Origin of the sequence: Streptomyces sp. NPDC006339 (assembly GCF_040612775.1) — a bacterium.
Taxonomy (GTDB): domain Bacteria; phylum Actinomycetota; class Actinomycetes; order Streptomycetales; family Streptomycetaceae; genus Streptomyces.
Genome location: NZ_JBEXQW010000003.1, coordinates 55702 through 76050 on the forward strand (window position 1 = coordinate 55702; position 20349 = coordinate 76050).

20 protein-coding genes and 2 pseudogenes are annotated in these 20349 nt (G+C 67.4%); 14 read left to right on the forward strand and 8 right to left on the reverse strand.

The features are described 5' to 3' along the window. Window positions 1-83 precede the first annotated feature (83 nt). The 5 genes and pseudogenes from ABZ135_RS03100 to ABZ135_RS03120 all read right to left on the reverse strand — a co-directional run bounded on the left by ABZ135_RS03100 (window position 84) and on the right by ABZ135_RS03120 (window position 4960). Window positions 84-1070 carry a site-specific integrase gene (locus tag ABZ135_RS03100; protein WP_356691196.1) on the reverse strand — a complete coding sequence of 329 codons (987 nt, stop codon included), beginning with the start codon at window positions 1068-1070 and terminating at the stop codon, window positions 84-86. 168 nt (window positions 1071-1238) lie between these two features. After that, the gene (locus ABZ135_RS03105; RefSeq protein ID WP_215176221.1) at window positions 1239-1445 is read right to left on the reverse strand and encodes a helix-turn-helix domain-containing protein; all 207 of its coding nucleotides are present in this window, start codon (window positions 1443-1445) and stop codon (window positions 1239-1241) included. A 993-nt stretch (window positions 1446-2438) separates the two neighbouring features. Then, window positions 2439-3227, reverse strand: coding sequence for a WbqC family protein (locus ABZ135_RS03110; RefSeq protein ID WP_356691198.1), 789 nt, complete (start codon window positions 3225-3227; stop codon window positions 2439-2441). After that, entirely contained in the window at window positions 3169-3837 is a 669-nt protein-coding gene (locus ABZ135_RS03115; protein WP_356691200.1) for a YdcF family protein, read from the reverse strand. Before ABZ135_RS03115 ends, ABZ135_RS03110 begins: the two co-directional genes overlap by 59 nt. 16 nt (window positions 3838-3853) lie before the next feature. Then, a pseudogene (locus ABZ135_RS03120) lies at window positions 3854-4960 on the reverse strand (helix-turn-helix domain-containing protein). A 154-nt stretch (window positions 4961-5114) separates the two neighbouring features. On the opposite strand from ABZ135_RS03120, the gene ABZ135_RS03125 reads away from it, so the two are divergent. Then, window positions 5115-5504: a hypothetical protein gene (locus ABZ135_RS03125; protein ID WP_356691201.1), complete on the forward strand. Its 390-nt coding sequence runs from the start codon at window positions 5115-5117 to the stop codon at window positions 5502-5504. A 101-nt stretch (window positions 5505-5605) separates the two neighbouring features. Here the strand turns inward: ABZ135_RS03125 and ABZ135_RS03130 are convergent, their stop codons facing one another. Beyond that, window positions 5606-6091, reverse strand: a complete 486-nt coding sequence (locus ABZ135_RS03130; protein WP_356691202.1) for a TrmO family methyltransferase — start codon at window positions 6089-6091, stop codon at window positions 5606-5608. Window positions 6092-6166: 75 nt separating this feature from the next. Next, window positions 6167-7555 (reverse strand): Tat pathway signal protein, encoded by a 1389-nt coding sequence (locus ABZ135_RS03135; protein WP_356691204.1) that lies wholly within the window; start codon window positions 7553-7555, stop codon window positions 6167-6169. Window positions 7556-7693: 138 nt separating this feature from the next. Between ABZ135_RS03135 and ABZ135_RS03140 the strand changes: the two genes are divergently transcribed. From ABZ135_RS03140 to ABZ135_RS03200, 13 genes are all read left to right on the forward strand, one after another. Further along, window positions 7694-7888 carry a hypothetical protein gene (locus ABZ135_RS03140; RefSeq protein ID WP_356691206.1) on the forward strand — a complete coding sequence of 65 codons (195 nt, stop codon included), beginning with the start codon at window positions 7694-7696 and terminating at the stop codon, window positions 7886-7888. Window positions 7889-7898: 10 nt separating this feature from the next. Continuing rightward, entirely contained in the window at window positions 7899-8387 is a 489-nt protein-coding gene (locus tag ABZ135_RS03145) for an ATP-binding protein (RefSeq protein WP_356691208.1), read from the forward strand. Window positions 8388-8487: 100 nt separating this feature from the next. Continuing rightward, the gene (locus tag ABZ135_RS03150) at window positions 8488-9117 is read left to right on the forward strand and encodes an HAD family hydrolase (RefSeq protein ID WP_356691210.1); all 630 of its coding nucleotides are present in this window, start codon (window positions 8488-8490) and stop codon (window positions 9115-9117) included. Continuing rightward, window positions 9114-10967, forward strand: coding sequence for a hypothetical protein (locus ABZ135_RS03155; protein ID WP_356691212.1), 1854 nt, complete (start codon window positions 9114-9116; stop codon window positions 10965-10967). The genes ABZ135_RS03150 and ABZ135_RS03155 overlap by 4 nt, the downstream gene beginning before the upstream one ends. After that, on the forward strand, window positions 10964-11920 hold the full coding sequence (locus ABZ135_RS03160; protein ID WP_356691214.1) for a thymidylate synthase: 957 nt from the start codon (window positions 10964-10966) through the stop codon (window positions 11918-11920). The genes ABZ135_RS03155 and ABZ135_RS03160 overlap by 4 nt, the downstream gene beginning before the upstream one ends. 8 nt (window positions 11921-11928) lie before the next feature. Next, complete coding sequence (locus ABZ135_RS03165; RefSeq protein WP_356691463.1) at window positions 11929-13647, forward strand: carbamoyltransferase C-terminal domain-containing protein; 1719 nt, start codon at window positions 11929-11931, stop codon at window positions 13645-13647. After that, window positions 13644-14696 (forward strand): hypothetical protein, encoded by a 1053-nt coding sequence (locus ABZ135_RS03170; protein WP_356691216.1) that lies wholly within the window; start codon window positions 13644-13646, stop codon window positions 14694-14696. Before ABZ135_RS03165 ends, ABZ135_RS03170 begins: the two co-directional genes overlap by 4 nt. Before the next feature lie 96 nt (window positions 14697-14792). Further along, entirely contained in the window at window positions 14793-15305 is a 513-nt protein-coding gene (locus tag ABZ135_RS03175) for a topology modulation protein (RefSeq protein ID WP_356691217.1), read from the forward strand. Window positions 15306-15336: 31 nt separating this feature from the next. After that, complete coding sequence (locus ABZ135_RS03180; RefSeq protein ID WP_356691219.1) at window positions 15337-16182, forward strand: class I SAM-dependent methyltransferase; 846 nt, start codon at window positions 15337-15339, stop codon at window positions 16180-16182. After that, entirely contained in the window at window positions 16179-16940 is a 762-nt protein-coding gene (locus ABZ135_RS03185) for a phosphotransferase (protein ID WP_356691220.1), read from the forward strand. The genes ABZ135_RS03180 and ABZ135_RS03185 overlap by 4 nt, the downstream gene beginning before the upstream one ends. Next, window positions 16937-17593, forward strand: coding sequence for a histidine phosphatase family protein (locus tag ABZ135_RS03190; RefSeq protein WP_356691222.1), 657 nt, complete (start codon window positions 16937-16939; stop codon window positions 17591-17593). Before ABZ135_RS03185 ends, ABZ135_RS03190 begins: the two co-directional genes overlap by 4 nt. After that, a complete protein-coding gene (locus ABZ135_RS03195; RefSeq protein ID WP_356691223.1) occupies window positions 17590-18426 on the forward strand; it encodes an aminoglycoside phosphotransferase in 837 nt (278 codons plus the stop codon). The genes ABZ135_RS03190 and ABZ135_RS03195 overlap by 4 nt, the downstream gene beginning before the upstream one ends. A 33-nt stretch (window positions 18427-18459) precedes the next feature. Continuing rightward, window positions 18460-19320: an NAD-dependent epimerase/dehydratase family protein gene (locus ABZ135_RS03200; protein ID WP_356691224.1), complete on the forward strand. Its 861-nt coding sequence runs from the start codon at window positions 18460-18462 to the stop codon at window positions 19318-19320. Here the strand turns inward: ABZ135_RS03200 and ABZ135_RS03205 are convergent. Beyond that, window positions 19314-19586 (reverse strand): annotated as a pseudogene (locus ABZ135_RS03205) (transporter); the annotation flags it as partial. The gene ABZ135_RS03200 and the pseudogene ABZ135_RS03205 sit on opposite strands and share 7 nt — an antisense overlap. Window positions 19587-20349: the final 763 nt, after the last annotated feature.

Below are 20349 nucleotides of genomic sequence, written 5' to 3' on the forward strand. Positions count from 1 at the left end.
ATTTGCAGCACGCCGCGAGGCGGGCGTGGCCTGCTTTCAAACGCCTCGACCCCCGTCCTGCACGGACAGGGGTGGAGGAACGTTCATGCAGCTACGGTGAGCGGGGCTTCCATTCGCTCCCAGGCTCCCAGGACTGCCTTGTGAGCGTCCGGTTGCAGGTGGGCGTAGCGCTGCGTGGTCTGGAAGCTTTCGTGGCCGAGGAGGTGCTGGACCTCGTAGAGCGAGACTCCCTGCTGCACCAACCACGAGGCGCAGGTGTGACGCATGGAGTGCGGCGGGTAGTGCGGGACGAGCTGCTGCTCACCGTCGCCGTCAAAGTAGTAGGCGCCTTCTACAGCCGGCCACCAGGTCTGCCTCCGCCAGTTGCCGTCATCGAGAAGTCGTCCGGCCCTGCCCTTAGTGATGGTGGTAAATACCACCGCGTCACGGTCTAGCCCGTAGATGTGGCGCTCAAGTGCCTCCAGGACATGGGATGGCAACGGTACTTCCCGGCGGCTCTTGGAACTCTTCGGGTACTCCTTGATGCCGCTCTTAGTATTGACCTCCACCACGAACAGTCGCGAGCGACGCTGGTCGATGCGGTGTCGGTGAAGGCCGGAAAGTTCACCCCATCGCAGTCCAGTGTAGAAGCCGAGCAGGCACATCGTCCGCCAGGGGGACGGCAGTTCGTCCAGGACGCTCTGCGCCTGATCGAGTGTGAACCACTGCGGCGGTTTAACTGCGATCTTGGGCAGGTCGATGCTGCGGCAAGGACTCACCGTGATCACGTCGTCGTCGACGGCCGCGCGCATGATCGAGGACGTCAGGTTGTAGGCCCGCTTGATCGCGGCAGCACCCGCGCCCTTTTCGACCAGGGAGCGGATCCAACTCTGGACGTCCATCCGGGTGATGGCGTGCATCTCCCAGTCCGCCCAGTAGGGCATGACGTGGTTCTTGATGCAGGAGGCGTCGCCTCGCATGGTGTGGCGCTCGACCACGCGCGCGCTCCACCAACGGTCGTGCCACTCACGGAACGCCATTTCGCCGGCCCTCGGATCGCGCATGCCTCCGCGGGCGAACTGGGTTTCCATCTCGATGCCCCAAGCTCGCGCCTGAGCCTTGAGAGGGAATGACTCACTGAACCGGTCTCCTGTCCGGTTGCGTACGGTCGCCTGCCACTTGCCGGACTTCAACTTGCGCAGGTACGCGGCACTACTCCTTTGTTCCAGGGACGGTGAGGACCAGGCTGACAGCGAAGGTCAGCGGCGGGCGCGCGGGGAAGGGACTGATCTGCTGGTAATGAATTCCTCCAAGCCGGATGCGGGGACACGGACGCGCGAGCGGCCCGTTCCGGTGCGCAGGTCGACGACCGGAAGTTCCCCGGCCGCAATGAAGCGGTAGACAGTGCGGCGATCGACGTCCAAGGCGGCGGCGACAGCGGGAATGGACAGCAGACGGGCAGGCATGGTGAGTCCTTGAGAGTGGGATGCGAAAGGAGCCGACGCATCGGTTCAGCTGGCCTGTTGAGCAGGAGGAGGCATTGCCACCCCTCAGCGACGGCTTGCTGTTGATGCCAGAAGGTCACAGGCCAGCGACGCTCTCGCTCTCCTCTCAGGCCCAAGCGCTGTCCTGCGTTCGCTGCGGCTCCACCGCCAAGCAAAGCCGACCGCGAACACCCTCAATGGTCGCCACGATCGCCGGTTTGGCTAACCGGCGATCGTGGTCTATGTTCCGGTCGTGCCGGGCAAGAAGCCGACCATCGGCTGTCACTCACGGCACCTACTGCACGTCTTGCAGATGTTCCTGCTCTCCTGGTCTTTGACCACTTGCTGTGTTCGCAGCGCCGCTGAACCTTGCCCAAACAACATGACCCTCGCCGCCGGCCTGAGCTGCGGTGACTCGGCCTGTCGATCCGAGATTCTTACCCAACGGCCGGAACTCAGAGGAAGAAGGCGATACTCGTGCTGCACTAGATCTTTCCCGAATTGGCCAGCTAGCTATCTCACCACACAAAGAGATGGCCGCTGAGACGCCCCGGCGCCGGGACCTCTTGGATGTAATCCAAGCGGTAGGCAACAAAAGGAGAGGTGGACGGGATGGTCAACCAAAATGACATGGGCTAGCACATCTGAGAAGAAGCTCCTCACCTCGTAACCGGTGGGCCATTCACCTGCCCACATGCTTTCGGGACTTGTAGATTGACATAGCCCCGCGTGGTGTTCCAGCCTTTGGGCGTGCTTTCGCGTCTGCCATGAGCGAATACTGAAAGCCGCAGGCCCCTTTATGCCCGGATGCACTTACCAGGTCGGGCTGCGGACTCTTTCTGGGGTGTTCTCGCCGCTGGCTACGATTTTCCCCAGTACAGGCAAAATGACCGACAGGCCGTAGATTGACCCGGCCGAGGGAGTAGGACCGTCGCAGCCCGTCTTGTCACCGACCTCATGCAAATAGTTTGCGTGTTAATCGGCGAAGCGATGCAGGGAGGCAACGGCACGCACTTCCTTGGTTACGGCCCGGATGCCGTAGGTCATGAAGGGGTGCACGGCGCTTAGCTCGTGCCCACCATCCCACACCCCAGATGCAGGCGTACGGAAGGGAACCACGCTTATCCCGTGAGCGGTGAAGGGGACCACACAGAGGTAGCGTGTACCGCCGGTACCGCAGATGTAGCTCCGGGCCTGGGTTACCGCTGCCAGGTCGGCGAGTCGCTGCGACCGCTCAGAGCGGGCGGGCAAACGACTGCTGTACAGGATGCGGCCTTTCCATCCCATCAGTCCGAGGAGCATCCGGGTGGATGCCTCGGCCACATCAGCAGTTTTGTCCGTTCGCCAGAACTCGTCGAGCACGGAGTCCAATTCCTGCCGGAAGAGCGGCCAGTCAGTGGAGCCGCCGTAGTGCTGCGCCAGCATGTGCATGACTCGTCGACGCGAGCGTTCCGGGTCGACCAGCAGAGCATCCCGGATGAGGGTCGACCGACCATGAGGAAGGTGGGTAGGGATCGAGAGCCATTGACGTCGGCATGGGTGGGACATGCTGGCCAGCCGGGCACGGTGCTGGTAGTCGCGGCGGGCAAACTGGACGTCGTCGAGCACGATCCAGTAATCCGCCGCGAACAGCTTGGCCAGAGTGTTCAGTCGCGGCAGGAAGTTCGGCTGATGGATGGCGCACAGCCCACCGGGCGCGGGGAGGTCATGCGGCGATGAGTCTGCTGGTGAATCCGGCGCGGATAAGGGACTCGTACGCGGCATGTACGTCCTCCGGGACATGCTGCTCGATGGCGAACCCGAGCTTCGGGTACTCGATAACGCGCTGGAGGTCGCCGACGAGCATGTCGATGACGAGCTTCTCGTCGCCGATGCTCTTGAGGTAGTCGTCGAACTCCATGGGCTCCGAGGCGCAGGTCACCTCGACCTGGGGCCAGAGTTTGCGGGCGGTGGCGAAGGAGCGGCGCTCCATGTAGGGCTTGGAGACAAGCAGCACGGACTTCGGCGTGATGCCGGCGGATGCGAGGACCTCGCGGGACAGGGTGATGTTCTGGCCGGTATTGCCGGCGTTCGGCTCCACGAGGATTGCGCTATCCGGCACACCGAGGGCGAGCGCGTGCTCGCGGAAGTGTACGGCTTCCCCACGGGGAAACACCTTGGCTGTGGTCGGGCTGTTGCCACCAGTGAAGACGAGAGTGGGGAACAGGCCGGCACGGTACAGCTCGGCGCTGAAGGCGGCCACGCCGAGATCGTGACTGCCGAGCCCGATCGCGACGTCGACGGGGCCCACGTCGTGATGCATCTGGTGGAAGTCCCAGACCAGCTTGGCCTTGCTGATCTGCTCCTCGGTGATGGCCGGCTGGTTGTCGGTCACTCGCTTGTCTCCCTGGTCACCGTCGTGTGGGGCGGGCTGCCCCGTCGGCCGTCCTCCGGATGTCCGTGATGCTGCGGAGCTGGTGGCTCAGCCCGTACTGGGCCGCCTCCGTGGCAGCGTCGTCGAGGACGTGTAGCCCATCATCCAGGGTGGCGGGATCGGAGAGCAGGATGTGGCCATATGCGGTGTCCAGGCGTACCCGCTGCATGGGCGATTCCGTGACGCCCGTACTGCGTGCAAGGTCGATGAGGCGTAGGGCGGCATCGAGGTTTCCGGAACCGCGGTGAGCGAGGGCCAGCTTCTGTTGCGCGACCGACCAGTCCTCCTGTTCGGCGAGGTCCTCGAAGACGTGGACCGCTGTTTCCATCACGCTGACCGCATAGTCGTGGTTGCCGTCCTTGCTCAGAGCCGTGCCCACCCACAGACGAGCGCGGGCACGGTCACGAGGGGACAGTCGATCGTCGGCTGCCAGGTCCTCGTACTGGCGCGCCGCTGCCTCAAGTTCGCCGACCATCTCCGTGACGACGGCTAGGGAGAGATCGAGCTGAGCTACGCGGCGCGGGATCTCCAACTGCGTATAGAGCGAACGAGCGTTGGCGTATGCGCGCTGGGCCGAGAGAGGGCCTACGACGGCCCCTTGGTCTCGCATCAGGTCTCCCTGCAGCGCGGTGGAACGTGCCAGCAAAGACAAGCCCCGTTCATCCAGTTCCGAGGCTTTGTAGCGAGAGGTCCAGCGGTGCAGAAGTGATTCTGCGAAGGAAAAGTTCTGGCGGGCAAGGGCCACTACTGCGCGTTCCAAGTCGTCGGCCCACGTCTCGTAGTCTCAGGCTCGTGGGCGGGGAATGGTGACGCGCCCGGTCGTTTCCGGAGGGGTGTCCCCCTCGGCAAGTTTCGCGAGCTCTGTTTCGAAACGCACGTGTGTCTGCGCGTTCGCCTGGGCCAGCGCTGTATCCAAGATGGCCTGGCTCTCCGTATTGGGTCGCCGCTTGGCCAGAAACTTCTCCCAGTTACTGACGGTATTGACCGAGACGCCCAGTCTTTCGGCGAAGGCGCGCACGCTCAAGCGGAGAGCCTTCCGGAGGGCAAGCGCCTCCAGACCGGTCCATTCATGAACGGTCGCCACGTGCCACTCCCTTCCGTTGCCATCGAAGCACGCTGTGTCGCGCCAGGTGGACGGAAGTGGGACAGAAGTGGGACGGCCGTGGATTCCCCGACCACCCGGCCGCCATCAGGCTCGAAGGGCCCCTCCAAAGACGACCTGATGGACGGTCATGATCTTGGAACCCCTCACCGAACAGCGGCACGTCACCGGTCCGCTCGTGTTCGGCTACCTGCGCCTGGTGCGGGTCTCGCGTGCTCGTCAGCTGGCTCTGACGATGGCGATCAGCGACTACTGCCGTCGTCACGAGCTGACACTGGCCGGCGTCTACATGGAGCGTTACTCTTCCACGCCGTCCGCGTTCGTGGGCATGCTCGATGCCCTCACGGCCACTCGGTCCTATGGGGTCGTACTTCCCACCCCATCGCACCTCGGCCCCAAGGCCATAGCGGCTGAACGGCGCAGTCAGCTGACCGAAACCGGCGCCCATCTACTGCTGATCCGTGGTGAGCAGGCGGCTCCACCAGGCGAAGGCACCCCATCCCTCACCGCCGGAGGCACCGAGTGATGAATGCCTGCCGGTCCAGCCGTGCGCGACCCTGGTTGGCGCCCGCTCGGACGGCTACGTCCCTGCCGGTCGCCAGCCTCGGTTGCGGAGGATGCCTCGAGTCAGCGCTCGGCGGCGTTCCTCCAGTAGTCCTTCAGCATCTCGCTTGGCCACGCGGGCTGGGTGACGGTGCCGCGCGGCAGGAACTCCTTGAAGACCGCCACCAGGTCCACCACCAGTGTGCCGTCGTCCGCATCGAGGTCAGCGACGTGCAGGTCTCGTCCATCGACGCGGAGCAACCGCGGGAACGAGGTAGCGAGGCGAGCCGGACGCCGGTGGTTGTGGTGCACGAAGGTTCCCGTCGCCGGCCAGTCCGGGTTGTCCCGTGGGCTGCGCGCGTGGAGGGCAACGTCTTCAGGAGAGCCGAAGTTGAAGAACCAGGTGACCTGGAGGTGAGAGAACTCCTCGATCCCCTGCAGGGTCTCCTCCGGGTACTCCGGGCGCAGCCGAATGATCGACTCCACACCGCCCTTGAAGTCGTCGAGGCGCCCCTTGTGGCCCCCGACCACCTCGGCGATCACCGGCACCTCGATGGACTTTGTGGACACGGGTTCCCCCTTCTCCGCTCGCGGCACGGCAAGGCGGTCCACCACAGCATGCCCGCCTTCACCACCATGGCGCCGTCAGGCTACTCGTTCGAGTACGGCCTTGGCGCGCTCGTCGATCTCCGCCGCCACGCTGATTCCCCGATTTCGGAAGGGGGACAGCACCCGGCGCATGTTCACGGCTGCCTCGCGCGCTCTGCCCGACTGCACGCCTTCCATCGCGTCCAGGGCCTGTGCCCACGTGTGGCACGCGGCCTCCACGTTCCCCTTGCGGGCCTGCACAGTGCCCATGTAGCCCAACGTCACCGCGTGGGTCCGGCTGAAGGTGTCGGCCTTCCTGGTCAGCACGCTGTTGTTGAACTCTCGGAGCGCTCCGTCGAGATCGCCGAGCGTCCACAGGGTGCGGGCGGTCTCGTGGGCCAGGGAAGCCCGCTGGAAGAACCACACCCGGCTCGGATCGTCGTCGTCGGCGTCCGCCGCGGCGAGGTCGTCCTCGGCGCGGAGAAGCGCTGCGATCGCCGCCCGCTTCTGTCCGTCGGCGGCAAGGCTGCGTGCCTGCACCACGCCGAGCAGTGCCCGCTCGCGAGGGGTCGCGAGGGTGTACCGCTTGCGCTCCACGGAAGCCGCGGCGAGGTCGACGGCAGCCCGTGGGTGACCGAGGTCCGTTGCCTGGTGAGCCATCGCTCGCAGGATGTGGCCGGCGAGAGGAGCGTCGTCGGCTTCCGCCGCAAGCTTGAGGGCCATCGTGAAGTAACGACGCGCCCCCTCGTGGTGGGAGGCGTCGAAGCTCATCCAGCCGGCGACGTAGACCGCCTCGGAGGCAGCGGCGAGGAGGGCGCGACGGGTGTCGTCGCTGGTGAACACCCCTCCGACGTACCTGGCCACGTCGTCGACGAGGTACTGGTAGAGGGCCGTGCGGCCGTCCATGCCGCCGTGGCGCTGGTCTCTTCGGGAGAAGAACTCTGTCATCTCACGCACAGCGCTGACTTCGGCGGCCCCGACCCTGCGGCTCGTCGCGGCGGAGCGGGACTTCGCCCGCTGGGGAGCCTCATCCCACCACTGCTGTCCAGGCAGAACCAGGCCACCCACCGAGTAGGCGGCGCCGGCCAGCAGTCGGCGGCGTTCGAGGTCCACGTCGCTTCTCCCAAGGTCTACCAGCGCAGTAAGCGTATCGACGTTCCACTCCGATGCTGCGGCTGCACCCGCGTCCGGCGCGGAGAGCCCGATCTCCGCTGGTGTGATGGGGCGTTGGAGTCGTCGGGACAACGTCTCGCACAAGATAAGGGGCGCTCTGCCCGAGGGCTGTGTTCCCGCCACCCACATGGCGATGTGCGAGCGGCTGGTGCCCAGCAGTTCCCTCGCTTCCACCTCGGCCGCGACCCTCACAAAGGCAGCCGCCACTTTCTGCTGCGACCAGCCTGTTTCCGCGATCGCGTCGGCCAGCTTCGCGTTCCGCTCGCGCGCCATCGTCTACCTCGGTTCACCAAAACGATCTTTGACGGGTTTGACGGCCCCGGCAGCCGCCGGGAGATACCGCCGCGATGTGATCCACGGTTCGCTCGTGGTCAACGAAACCACCAACTGCCTTTGTCCGGGAGGAAACCGGTGAAGACCAGCCACACGACTGGCACCGACACCCGGGCTGCGCTGGGCGACGGGCGCGCTCCCGCTCCGATGTCCGGAGTACGGCACCTCGACCATCCCCCGCCGGTGGCCGTGCTCGTGCAGAATCTCCGCCGCTTCGACCACTCCGACAAGACCGCCGATCGAGTCCTCCGCGGACTCAAGCACCAGTTGTGAGAAGGCGAGCATGGACCGAATCGAAAGTCTGGGGAGTGTGATCAGCGCTCCCGAACAGCAAAAGAGCCTGACGCTCGCCGCCAACGACAGGGCTCCGGGCAAGGCACGGTCCTTCACCCGGGAAGCGCTGACGGCGTGGGGGGTGGAAGACCTTCTGGACCAGGCTGTACTGATTGTCAGCGAGCTCACCACCAACGCCGAGCGGCACGGCCGACCTCCGGCCGTCGGCCTGAGCCTTCCGTCCGGAGAGGAAGGCGAGCCCGTCGAAGAGATCACGCTGACGTTAGCCCTGCAGGCCGGTGTTGTGGGGATCGAGGTCGAAGACAACTTCCCTGAGCCCCCGGTGCCTCAGATCGTCTCGCTCTATGCCACCAGCGGACGGGGCCTACACCTCGTGTCGGCAGCGGCCGACGCCTGGGCTGCCTGCCCCAAGGAAGACGGACGCGGCAAGAGAGTGATCGCTCTCGTAAGGCGCACCGAGTCGCCCTTCACCTCCTAACCCCTTCCCTTGGAGATCCCTGATGTCATCCCGGCTTACGTCCTTACCCGCGCCCACCTCCGGCGGAACGAGGCTGGGCCTCGACACCGAAGCCGTACGTGTGCTGCTGCTGGACCTGGATGGCGTGCTCGTCGATACCCGCCCGGTCATGGAGCGCGCGTGGCGCCAGGTCCGTGAGGACCACGGCCTCGACGTGCCGTTCGGGGAGTACGAACGGCACTTGGGCCGCCCTTTCTCCGACATCATGCAGCAGCTCGGGCTCGCTGACGCCGAGTCGATCCATCAGACCTACGCCAAGGCGTCAACGGCCGCTTCTCACCTCGCCCGACAGTTCGACGGCGTCGCGGAGGTCCTCCATGCCTTCGCCGCTGCCGACTGGCGGCTGGGGATTGTCACGTCCAAGCCGTTGGCGCGAGCCGCCCCTCTCCTGGCTCAGCTCGGCGTCCCTTTCGCCACGGTGCGCACGCCGAACGGGGTAGGGCGGGGCAAACCCGCGCCAGACCCGATCCTGCTCGCCCTGATCGACCTGGGCGCCGACCCGGCCGATGCCCTGTACGTCGGAGACATGGCGGTCGACCAGGAGGCAGCCCGTCGCGCCGGCGTCTCGTACGTGCACGCAGCCTGGGGCTACGGCACCCCGACCCCTCCGGTCCCCGTCGTCGCCAAATCGCCGAAGGACCTGCTGCGGCTGATGGACACCGGGCCGATCCTCGAAGGGAGCCTGGTATGACGCCGACCAAGCGCAGCGCCTTGGGCATCGCCCGCGTCGACTCCGATGGCAAGCCCCTCTGGGCGCTGGTCGGCGAGGGCGCGCTCGCGACCATGAAGTCCGACCGGATCACCACCTCCCAACTGGAGGCCCTGCCCATCGACCCGCGCGATGCTGAAGCGCGTGTCGACCATGTGATGGAGGCCCTCGAAGCGTACGGCGCTGACCTCGCGAGGACGCCGGGTGGCGCCGGGTGGCTGTACGTCCAGCACGTGCCGGCGCGGCGCCTGGTGGCACAGGTCGTACGTAAGCTGGCGGCGCTCAGCGCGTGGGAGCCGTTCGCGAAGGCCCCAGGTCGGGTGAGGCTCGCGCCTTACGAAGGACTCGTCGGGCTGCGGTCGAGCAGCTCCCGCGAGTACCAGGCGTACACCGTCACCTGGTCTGGCATCGCCTACCTGCTCGGAGCCCCAGCCCCTCACAACCCCCTCCGCTCCGCGCAGTTACGCAATCTCCCTCCTGCCCTGGCGGCCGCATCGATGCCGAGTCCGGCTCCCTCGGAGCTTCCAGTGAGCGAGGTGTTGGCGTTGTCGTGGTCGTCCCGTCACGCGGCCACTCTGCTACCAGTGTTGGAGGAGCTAGCCCGGAACGGGCGCCCCAGCCTCGTGGTGGACTTGGCGACCGACCCGGCGGAGCGGTGCCCGGCTTCGGGCGTCGCGGGGGTGAACCTGTGCTCGCCACCGACCGGTCTCTTCGACCTTTCCGGCGCCGTGGACAGGCTGAGGCTGCAGGACGATGGCCGCGTCGTTCGAGTCGGCGAGCACGACGTTCAACTGGCCCGACTGGTCCGCCTCGTGTCCGTTCTGCTGGAGACAAGCGGCGGGTGCACCCAGCCGTCGTGGCGATCGGTCGTGCGGGCGGAGACATGGTTGGACGGCGTCCTCACCGCCCTCCGGCCGCATACCGTCCTGGTCAGCAACGACACGAGCCCACTGGGTGCGCTGGCCGTACATGTGGCAGAGCGCCATGGGGTGAACACGGTGCACGTCCAGCACGGGGCCTGGACGGCGGAGTCGGTCGTATGGCCCGCGCTGCACAGCCGCCACATCGTGGTCATGGGCGAGCGGGATCTCCCCCTCGCAAAGGCGTGGGTGCGCCACCCTGACGCCGAAGTCCATGTCCTGGGCCAGCCCCGCTTCGATGCACTCGCTGGCCTCGGCCGCGAGACCCAGCGGCGCTACCTGGAACATCTGCTGGCCCACGGCCCGCGTCGCAGTCCTGCCCGTATCGCGGTGTGGGCCTGCCAGCCCTTCGGTCCTGACCGGCTCAAGGCCCAGGCCGACCTGCTGCTGGACGGTCTATGGCAGGCCGGCAGCGACTGGGGCCTCGTCATCGCGCCGCATCCGGCACAGAGTGTCGACGTCTTCGCCCCCCTGCTCAAACGGGACGGTCGGCCGCTCGTGGCCGTGGCAGATCCCCGGGTCGGCGCTCGTGGCTGCCTCGCCGGTGCCGACGCCCTGGCAAGCGCCTATTCGACGTGCGGCATCGAAGCCGCGCTGGTGGGCGTGCCAGTGCTCGAACTGGGTTCGCCCGGCGAGCGCACCCTCGGACTCTCCGACCACGGCCTTGCACAGAGGTGCAGCACCGCCGATGACATCGCCGACGCCCTCGTCGCACTGCGCGGTCCGCGCCCGCCTGCCGACCGAGCGGCAACGGACGCGGTGTGCCGGTGGCGCGGTGACAGCGCAGCCGACGCCGCATGCCTCATTACCCGCCGCTCGGGCGGCCACGTCATGCCCTCCCACCACATCAACCACGATGCCCGCGCCGCCGAGTCCGGACGGCCGCAGGGCGAAGGAGTACCTGTCCGATGACACACCTGACCGCCGACAGCGTCGCCGAACTCTTCGTCGGCGCTGTCGCCCTGGCCAAGAGCGGCGAGAGGGTCAGCCCTCGCGGCATGGCGACCCGTGAGGTGCGAGACGTCCACATGCGGCTGACGCAGCCGCGGGCTCGACTGCTGTACGCGCCGCCGGCACGCGTCATCAACCCCGCGTTCGCCGTGGCGGAGACCGTGTGGCACCTCTCCGGCTCGGACGCCCCGTGGATCTTCGATTACAACGCACGCCTGCGGCAGTACGCCGACGACGGTGTCCTGCGGGGCGCGTACGGGCCGCGGATGCGGAAGTGGGCCGGCAAAGTGGATCAGCTGAGCCGCGTCGTCGAGATCCTCAAAGAGGACCCCGACTCCCGCCGAGCCCTGATCCAGCTCTACGACCCAGCCCAGGACGCCGCCGGGCACAAGGACGTGCCCTGCACACTGGGCTTCGGCTTCCACCTGCGCACCGGCCGCCTGCACATGTCGACGACGATGCGTGGTCAGGACGTGTGGATCGGCATGCCGTACGACCTGTTCTTCTACACCGTGCTGCATGAGCTGGTCGCGGGCTGGCTCGGCGCCGAGCTGGGCGAGTTCCACCACCACGTGGGATCACTGCACATCTACGAGAACCATCTCGACCAGGCGGAAGAGTTGACCGCGGTGACCGCAAGCCCGGTCATGCCGGACCTCACCACACCGTGGCGGGGCTTCGACGATCTGCTCGACCAGGTCGAGGCCCGGGACGTGACCGGCCACCCGGGCTGGGACACGATGGCCGAGACACTGCGCAGCTACCGCCTGTGGAAGGACGGCGCGCGTGAGCAGGCATGGCGGGTCGCCGACAAGATCGACGGGCCGCTGGGCGAGGCGCTCATCGCCTGGTACGGCGTGCTGAACCGCCATGCCAGCGCCTCGACCGCGCGCGAGACGGCGGGGACACGGTGATGGCCACCATGGACCGCGCGCCCTCGGTCATCCTCGGACTGTGCTCCTTCACGCACGACTCCTCCGCTGCCCTCCTGGTAAACGGGGAGCTGATCGGCTTCGTGGAGGAGGAGCGCCTCTCTCAGCACAAGCACACCAAGGACTACCCCCACCACGCAGTCGAGTGGCTGCTCGGCGAGGCCCAGCTCACCGCAGCCGACATCGACGCCGTCGCCTACAACTTCCAGCCCGCCCACTACCTGGCCGAGTCCCCGGCAGCCCTGCGCCTGTCTCTGTCGCCGACGACGCGCGACCGGGCGCTGCCGAGGGCTCACGGCTTCGCCAAGGTGGCGCTGCGCACCCGTCTGCGCACCCGCGCCCTCGGCCGGCAATTCCCCTCCGCCCGCGTATCACCTGTCCTGCACCACCAGGCCCACCAGCTGACGGCCTTCGCCGCCTCCGGGTGGAACGAGTCCGCCGTTCTCGTCGTGGACAGCCTCGGCGAGCGGCAGACAACGACCATCGCCCGTGGACAGGACGCGCTCCACCCTTCCACCCGCACCCTGGAGGCGATCAACGACCCTGCCTCCCTGGGCTACATGTACGGCGCGGTCACCGAGCACCTCGGGTGGCGCCGTGGTGACGAGGAGGGCACCGTGATGGCGCTCGCCGCCCTAGGCGATCCGGAGCGGTTCCGCCACCTTTTTGCCCGGGCGGTGCGCACCACACCCACGGGCTTCTCGCTCGACCCCGCCTACTTCCCGCCGCGCGTGCTGATCTCTGGCTACCCGAGGACTTCTCGCCGCTTCATGGACGAGACGTGCCCCGAGCGTCACCCGAGCGAGCCGATCCAAGACGTCCACCGGGATCTGGCCGCCGCGCTCCAGGAGCGCACCGAGCAGGTGATGCTGTATCTGGCCCGCCGGGCGCGGACGATCACCAGATCGCGCCGCCTGTGTGTCGGTGGTGGAGTCGCCACGAACTGCGTGAGCATCGGGCGGATCATCGAGGCCGGAATTTTCGACGAAGTCTTCGTCCCGCCCGCCCCGGGCGACGCCGGCACCGCGATCGGGGCCGCCATCGCCGTGCACACCGGCAGCCGCAGCCGGCGGCCTGTGTCCGGCGTCGCACGGGCCTGCTATCTCGGCCCGTCGTACCAGCACCAGGCCCTTGACCTCACGCCGTGGCCCGGGCTCCAGCAGAAGACGCTGGGCGTGGAGTCCGCCGAGTTCCTCGCCGACCAGCTTGCCCACGGCGTGATCGTCGGGCTGTTCCAGGGACGAGTCGAAGCTGGCCCCCGCGCCCTTGGGAATCGCTCCATCCTCGCCTCTCCATTGGAACCCGGGGTCGTCGAGCGTCTGAACGCCACCGTGAAGTTCCGGGAGCCGTTCCGCCCCTTCGCTCCCATGGTCCTGGCCGAGCGCGCCGCGGAGTTCTTCACCCTCGGCCAAGAGGCGCCGTACATGTCGATGGCGTCCGGCGTAACCGACGAGGCGCGCGAGCGCGTGCCAGCCATCGTGCACGCCAACGGCACCTCACGCCTTCAGACCGTCACTCGGTCGCAGAACGCGTTCATGCACGACGTACTGAATGCCTTCGCCCGCCGCACCGGGGTGCCGGTGCTGATCAACACCTCCCTCAACGTCAAGGGCAAGCCGATCTGCGGGACACCGGAGATGGCCCTGGACTGCCTGGCCAACTCCGGACTGGACGCCCTGCTGCTGGAAGGCCGGTGGATCACAAAGTGAAGATCGGATACAGCTTCTGGGGATTCCTCGGCAACGGGATCACCGACACCCCGGACGGGGGCCGCAGCCACCGTCGCCCCCTGATCGACGCCCTCCTCGGCCGCGGCCACGAGATCGTCTTCCTGCAGGCCAACCGCGACCTGAACGAGGCCGGCGACGACCTCGGCAACGCCTACGCCTTCCACAGCGGCACCCCGGACATCGACGTCCTGTTCCTTGAGTGGCGCTGGGCGATCGACGGGCGCAACACCACGCCGTGCGCCACCGCGGGGCACACCTGCGACCTGCACCGTCAGACAGAGCTGGTCACCTGGTACACGGTTCGGCTTGGAACCCCGACCGTGATCTGGGATAAGGACCGCCAGCTCCGGTCGGACAGCGTGTGGCGGCGCATCCGCCAGACGACTGTGTGCGAGGCCGCTCTCGAGCCGACGCCGGGCGCCCACCGCCTGCTCTTCCCGGTCGACGACCGTCTTCTCGACGAGGCGGATCCGATCGTGCTCGCGAAGAAGCCCAGGGACCTCGTCCTCGGGTACGTCGGCAACCAGTACGACCGCGACGAGCATTTCGACCGCTTCTTCGCGCCAGCCGCCACCCGCTTCGATCACCTGGTCGGGGGCAAGTGGACCAAGACCGATCGCTGGCCGCACGTCCGGTTCCTCGGCAGGCTCCCCTTCGAGGCGGTCCACGCCGTGTACGGCAGGTCTCTGGCAACCGTGCTGATGCTGCCGGAGCGGTACGCCGTCGTCGGGCAGATGACGCAGCGGATCTTCGAGGCTGTCCTCGCCGGCTGCCTACCGCTCGCCCCTGCCGACATCCTGCACGCGGACCGCTTCGTGCCCAAGGATCTGATCGTCAGCTCCGGCAGCGAGGTGATCGAGCGGCTCGCCCATCTCCAGCGGATCGCCGGCACTCAGCAGCACGCGGACTTGATCGCGGCGTGCCTGGACCGCCTGGACCTGTTCCGCCTGAGTCGGCAGATCGGCGCGTTGGAAGCCGTCCTGGACACGACCGCCAGCCCCGTAGATGTGGAACGGGGAGCGGCGTGATGCGGCTGCCTTCCCAGGCCATGGCACCTGGATCATCCGAACGTGTCCGACCGGCCGGTCCGACCGGGCACCCGAGCGCCTCTACGCTGGAGCACCATGAAGAAGGTCGCCATCGTCGGCTGCGGGGGCAGCGGCAAGTCCTACCTGGCACGCGAGCTGGGCAGGATCCTCGACGCCCCGGTCACTCACCTGGACGCCGCGTTCTACGACGACGCGTGGAACGCGCTGCCCATGGAGAAGTTCGCCGCCCTGCAGCGGGACCTGGTCGCGCAGCCGAAGTGGGTGATCGACGGGAACTACAACTCCACCTTGCAGATCCGGCTCGAAGCCTGCGACACGGTGGTACTCATGGACGTCGCGACCGTGGCCGCGCTGTACGGGATCTTCTCCCGCCAGATCCGGCACGGGGCAGGGCACAAGGGCAACGGGGTGCACAACCGCATCCACTGGGGCGTGATCAAGTACGTGGCGACGTACCGCCGCAAGATGCGCCCGCGCGTCATGGCCAAGATCGAGGAATTCGCCTCGGGCCGTGCCGACGTGGTGCTGCTGCGCAACCGGCGACAGACGCGCCGCTGGCTGCGCAAGGTCGCCGCCGAGCACCGCTGAGCGCTCCGCACCCCCGAGGGGAGGGTGCGGCATGAGCGGCGCCAACCCCTTCCTGGACCCCGCTCGGCAAGCGGACCTGTACGGGCACGCCTCTCGGCTGGCCAGCCGGTCCAATGCCCTGATGCGGGCGAAAACCTCCGGATGCCCGGTACCGGACACGATCGTGCGCCTGGTGCGCGCCCACCACGAGCGGGCAGACGAGCTCGGCTTGGTCTTGGACGTCGGCTGTGGTCGCGGTACGAGCAGTCTGGCCCTGGCCCAGCAACTCCGGCCGCGGCGGGTACTCGGTCTCGACGCGGCTCCGGCCTTGATCGAGCAGGCCCTACGCCGCGCGCAACGGCTCCCCGACATCCCCGTCAGCTTCCTCATGGGCAGCTTCCACCAACTGCCGCTTCCTGCCCAGTCATTTGACGTCGCCGTCGCAGCCTTCTGCCTTTACCACTCACCGCAGCCACAGACCGTGGTCGCGGAGATGAGGCGGGTGCTGACCCCGGGAGGGCTGGCGGTGCTCGTCACGAAGGGGCTCGACAGCTACCGGGAGATGGACCAGCTGGTCGCTGCCGCTGGCCTCGACCCGCGGGCCGAGCAACACGAGAGCCTGTACAGCTCGGCGCACAGCGGCAACCTCGTCGACCTGGCCACCGCGTCACTCGACGTACTGGGTGTGGAGCACGAGGAACACAGCTTCACCTTCGACGGACACGACCACGTGGCGGAGTACCTGGCCACCAACCCGAAGTACGACCTCGCCCCGGGCCTTTACGGCAATCCGGGCGCGCTCGCGGCAACACTGCATGAGTTCCTGCCGGACCGGCCGCTCGCCACCAAGTCCCTCGTCACCTTCGTAGTGGCCCAGTCAGGGGGAGGACGGTCGTGAGCGTTCTCCAGTTCACCAAGCACTACGAGACCCCCGGCCGGGTGGCCTCGGCAGCCCGCCATCACGCCTGGCTCGCCGAGCATGCACCGCCGCTGCGGCTGCCGGCGCTGAGGGTGGTGGGGCCGACAAGCCTGACCTACGAGTGGATCGACGGCCGTCCTGCCCGGACCGAGGACCTGTCGGCCCTGGCTGGGTTACTGGGCGACGCCCACGGGGCCGCCTGGACCACCGACCTCCGGCCGGCCGCGCTCAACAGGCCCCACCGTTTCCGTGACGGCATCGCGTTCGGCGACTACATCAATCCCCGGCAGGCTGCCCTGCGAAGAAGGCTGGAACAGGGGTACCTGCCGGACCGCGCGGCCTTGCACGCATTGCTGACGCTGCTGGAGAAGACCGCCGAGGGGCCGACCGCCTTCTACAAGGACAGCAACGCGCGAAACTTCATCATCACCGAGGCCGACGAGATCTACACGGTCGACACCGACGATCTGACGCTGGCGCCGATGGGTTACGACCTGGCGAAGCTGATCGCGTCGCTGGTCCTGACGTACGGTCCTTTGCCGGCTCCAGCCATTGACTCCGCCCTGCGCGCCTACAACGAGGCCGCCGTACGCCACGACCCCCGGCTTGGCATTACAGATCGCGAGCGGCTCGACGACTTCCTCGCGCTGCACGCCGTGCTGACCGCTCCTTACGCCGGGCGCAACGGCTACCGCTACAGCTGGTCGCCCCGACCCTGCACCCAAGGATCCGCATGATCACCACCGAACTCGTCTTCGTCCGCCACGGCGAAGCCCAGTGCAACGTCGACGGCCTGGTCGGCGGCCCGCGCACCTGCACCGGGCTGACAAACCGCGGATACGCCCAGACCGAACGGGTCGCACTCCGCCTCACCGCCGAGCACCGCGACAAGCCGTTCGACGCGCTGTACGCCGGCCCGCGCCTCCGTCTGCGCCAGACCGGCGAAATCATCAGCCAGGCCCTCAACCTCCCCATGTCCACCGACGACCGCCTCGATGGTCCGATCCACGGTGCCGCCGACGGCAGACCCTGGGCCGAGGTGAAGACCGCCGCCGATGGCGGGCCTCACGCCCATCCGGACAGGCCCTGGGCTGCTGGATCCGACACGTGGAACGGCTATCTGGAGCGGGCCGGCCGCCTTCTACGGGAGCTCATCGACCATCACGAGGGTGAGCGCATCCTGTTCGCCGCGCACGGCGAGACCGTGATCGTCGCCCACACCCTGCTCCTGGGTATTCCTCTCGGATCGCCGGCCGGATTCACGGTCTCTCACGGGTCCATCACCCGGTGGCAACACCACCTCAACCGGCTCGGACAGAGACGGTGGATGCTCGACCGTCACAACGACACTGAGCACCTGGCCGAGTTAGCGCAGGAGGCTGTCGCGTGATCACGCTGTCCGATGATCCGCGCCTGAGCTTGGCACGCGGCGCGCTCGGAGCGGTCCGGATCGTGCACGATCCGACTCTCCCGCCCCGAGTCCTGCGTCTGGTCGACGCCGACGGCAATGAGTTCTTCGCCAAGCAGCACAGCGCACGCGACCGATACACCCGAGAACTCCATGCCTATCTCGCCTGGGGAGCTCACCTGATCGGGCACGTCCCCCGAGTGGTGGGCAAGCAGGACAGAACATGCACCCTGCTGCTCACCGCGGTGCGCGGCGTACGGGCGGATACGGTCGCGCCCGGGTCGCCGGAGGAGGAGCAGGCTCACTACGAGGCCGGGCGGGTGCTGGGCAAGCTGCATCACGCCACCTCGGTACCGCGTACCGGCGCCGTCGGCACGGAACTCGCCCAGCGGCTACGCGAGTGGATCGTCCGTGCAGACCGGGCCGGCCTCATCTCCACGGCCGAACGCGACCGCATGAGCCACAGCGCGGACGTCCTGGCGAACACGCTCATGGACAGCGCGGTGTGCCACCTCGACTACCAGCCGCGAAACTGGCTCCTTGGGGAGGTCTTCGGGATGTGCGACTTCGAGCACATGCGCCGGGACGCCCGCATCCGCGACTTCGCCCGGCTCGAATTCCGCCGCTGGCAGGCCGCCCCCTACCTCCGCACGGCCTTCTTCGCCGGATACGGAACGCCGCTGAACGACACCGAACAGCGACTGCTGGAGTCCTTCGGCGCGATCGAGGCCGTCACCGCCCTGGTCCGCGGACACGAGCAGGACGATCTCGCCCTCAGCGCCCACGGCCGCACCGTTCTCGCCCGGCTCGCCTGAACCACAACCCTCCTCGGATTCCTGGAGAACTCCGTGTCACAGCACGCATCCCACCTGACCACCACCGTCCCCCGCCGGGCCGTGGTGACCGGCGCCGCCGGCTTTATCGGCTCCCACCTCGCCCATGCCCTCGTCCAGGCCGGCGCCGTCGTCGTCGGCGTCGACCGCCGCGACCCGGCCACCGACCCCACGGCCGCAGCCAACCTTGCCGCCCTGCAGAGGCTCCCGGGGTACATGCACATCACCGCTGACCTCCTCAACTGCGCGATCGAGCCGCTTCTCGTGGACGCGAACGCCGTCTTTCACCTGGCCGGCATCCCCGGGGTACGCCCCTCCTGGGGGCCGAAGTTCAGCGAGTACGTCGCCTCCAACGTTCTCGCCACCCACCGCGTCATGGACGCCATCACCCGCATGGGCATTCCCCGGCTGGTGGTGGCCTCATCCTCCAGCGTCTACGGCCCCACCGAGGGCGGTCCGAGCGTCGAAACCGACCGGCCACAGCCGGCATCCCCGTACGCGGTCACGAAACTCGCCGAGGAGCAGCTCTGCCTCGCGCACTCCGCCCAGGCCCATTGCCCCACCAGCGTCGTCGCACTGCGGTACTTCACCGTTTACGGCCCCCGGCAGCGCCCCGACATGTTCACGCACCGCGCCCTCACGGCCGCCCTGACCGGCCAGGCACTACGTCTGTACGGAGACGGGCACCAGCGCAGGGACTTCACGTACATCGACGACGCGGTCGCCGCCACCATCGCCGCGGCCACGATCCCGACCGCCAGCGGAGTGATCAACGTGGGCGGTGGTTCGAGCGCCTCCCTGCTGGAAGTGATCAACATCGCGAACAGCCTCTCAGGCCGCGAGATCCAAATTCACCAGGAAAACCCCCGCAGGTAGAACAGCCCTTGGTTAATGACGCCGGCGTCGAGACCGCGCTTGTACTCCACAACGACGGGCGATCCGTTCTCGTCCAGACCGAGCGAATCAATCCTGCCCCCATGTACAGGTCCAGTGCTGTACTCGCTCGCCAGAAACTGGACGCCCAGAAGCGCCTCCATGTGTGTCTCGACCAGACCCTGCACATCTGCCTCGGTCTCAGCAAGACGCGGCGCGACCTCGGTCGCGCCGCTCGTCGTCGTGTGGAACAGCTTCAGGCCCGACACCTCCCCCTCCTCGGCTCGGTGATCCACAACGCCGGGCGGGCCCGGGATTGTTTCCGCGAGGGGCTTCGGCCTGTGAAGATGCTGTGAGACGTTACGTCCGGGCCCACCCGGCCCCTTACGGCCTTTGTTCCTCACAACACATGCCGACTGGAAAAATGTGAACGCGCAACCCACCATCCTCAGTGCGTGCCACGGCGTGTTAATGACTGGCGACTGACGTCTCGGTGCAAGCCGTCCCTGCGACGGTGTCCTGGTGACTTTCGCCGACATGAATGATGCCCCGCCCCAGACCTTCGTCGACAGCGCGGACGTACCAGTGCTCTTCCGCGGCGGACCTGCGAAACGGCCTTATCAGAAGTGGGGCACCGCCAACCACCAAGCGTGGTCCTCACCGGGCGCGTTCCCGGCGAAGGACGACGTCTGGTACCTGCCGACGACCACGTGGCGGGAGATAGTAAAGGCAGCCACCGAGGTGGGCAGGGACGTTGTGCCTTGGCTGCACCACGTGCCGCAGCTGGCCCGGGGTGAACTGGTGGCTCACGTCGCTCCCTTGTACGCCTACCTCGGCATGCATAACGTCGCCCTGGAAGCATCCCCTCCCACACAGCTCCGGCCGACGTCTGACCGTGAATGTCGTGTACGAGCACGGCGCCGAACGAACCGCCAAAAGCATGCTCGGAATCGCTTGGGCATGACCATGGCTGAGTGGGTCTGCCGATCGCTCATGGGTCTCGGGCAGACCTGGCACCTTGAGGACGGGGGT

Excerpts from the sequence above, each read along its gene's own strand:
- ABZ135_RS03100 (WP_356691196.1), bottom strand. The coding sequence starts at position 1,070 with ATGGAAACCCAGTTCGCCCGCGGAGGCATGCGCGATCCGAGGGCCGGC.
- ABZ135_RS03190 (WP_356691222.1), top strand. The coding sequence starts at position 16,937 with ATGATCACCACCGAACTCGTCTTCGTCCGCCACGGCGAAGCCCAGTGC.
- ABZ135_RS03160 (WP_356691214.1), top strand. The coding sequence starts at position 10,964 with ATGACACACCTGACCGCCGACAGCGTCGCCGAACTCTTCGTCGGCGCT.
- ABZ135_RS03135 (WP_356691204.1), bottom strand. The coding sequence starts at position 7,555 with ATGGCGCGCGAGCGGAACGCGAAGCTGGCCGACGCGATCGCGGAAACA.
- ABZ135_RS03180 (WP_356691219.1), top strand. The coding sequence starts at position 15,337 with ATGAGCGGCGCCAACCCCTTCCTGGACCCCGCTCGGCAAGCGGACCTG.
- ABZ135_RS03155 (WP_356691212.1), top strand. The coding sequence starts at position 9,114 with ATGACGCCGACCAAGCGCAGCGCCTTGGGCATCGCCCGCGTCGACTCC.
- ABZ135_RS03110 (WP_356691198.1), bottom strand. The coding sequence starts at position 3,227 with ATGCCGCGTACGAGTCCCTTATCCGCGCCGGATTCACCAGCAGACTCA.
- ABZ135_RS03145 (WP_356691208.1), top strand. The coding sequence starts at position 7,899 with ATGGACCGAATCGAAAGTCTGGGGAGTGTGATCAGCGCTCCCGAACAG.
- ABZ135_RS03105 (WP_215176221.1), bottom strand. The coding sequence starts at position 1,445 with ATGCCTGCCCGTCTGCTGTCCATTCCCGCTGTCGCCGCCGCCTTGGAC.
- ABZ135_RS03175 (WP_356691217.1), top strand. The coding sequence starts at position 14,793 with ATGAAGAAGGTCGCCATCGTCGGCTGCGGGGGCAGCGGCAAGTCCTAC.
- ABZ135_RS03165 (WP_356691463.1), top strand. The coding sequence starts at position 11,929 with ATGGACCGCGCGCCCTCGGTCATCCTCGGACTGTGCTCCTTCACGCAC.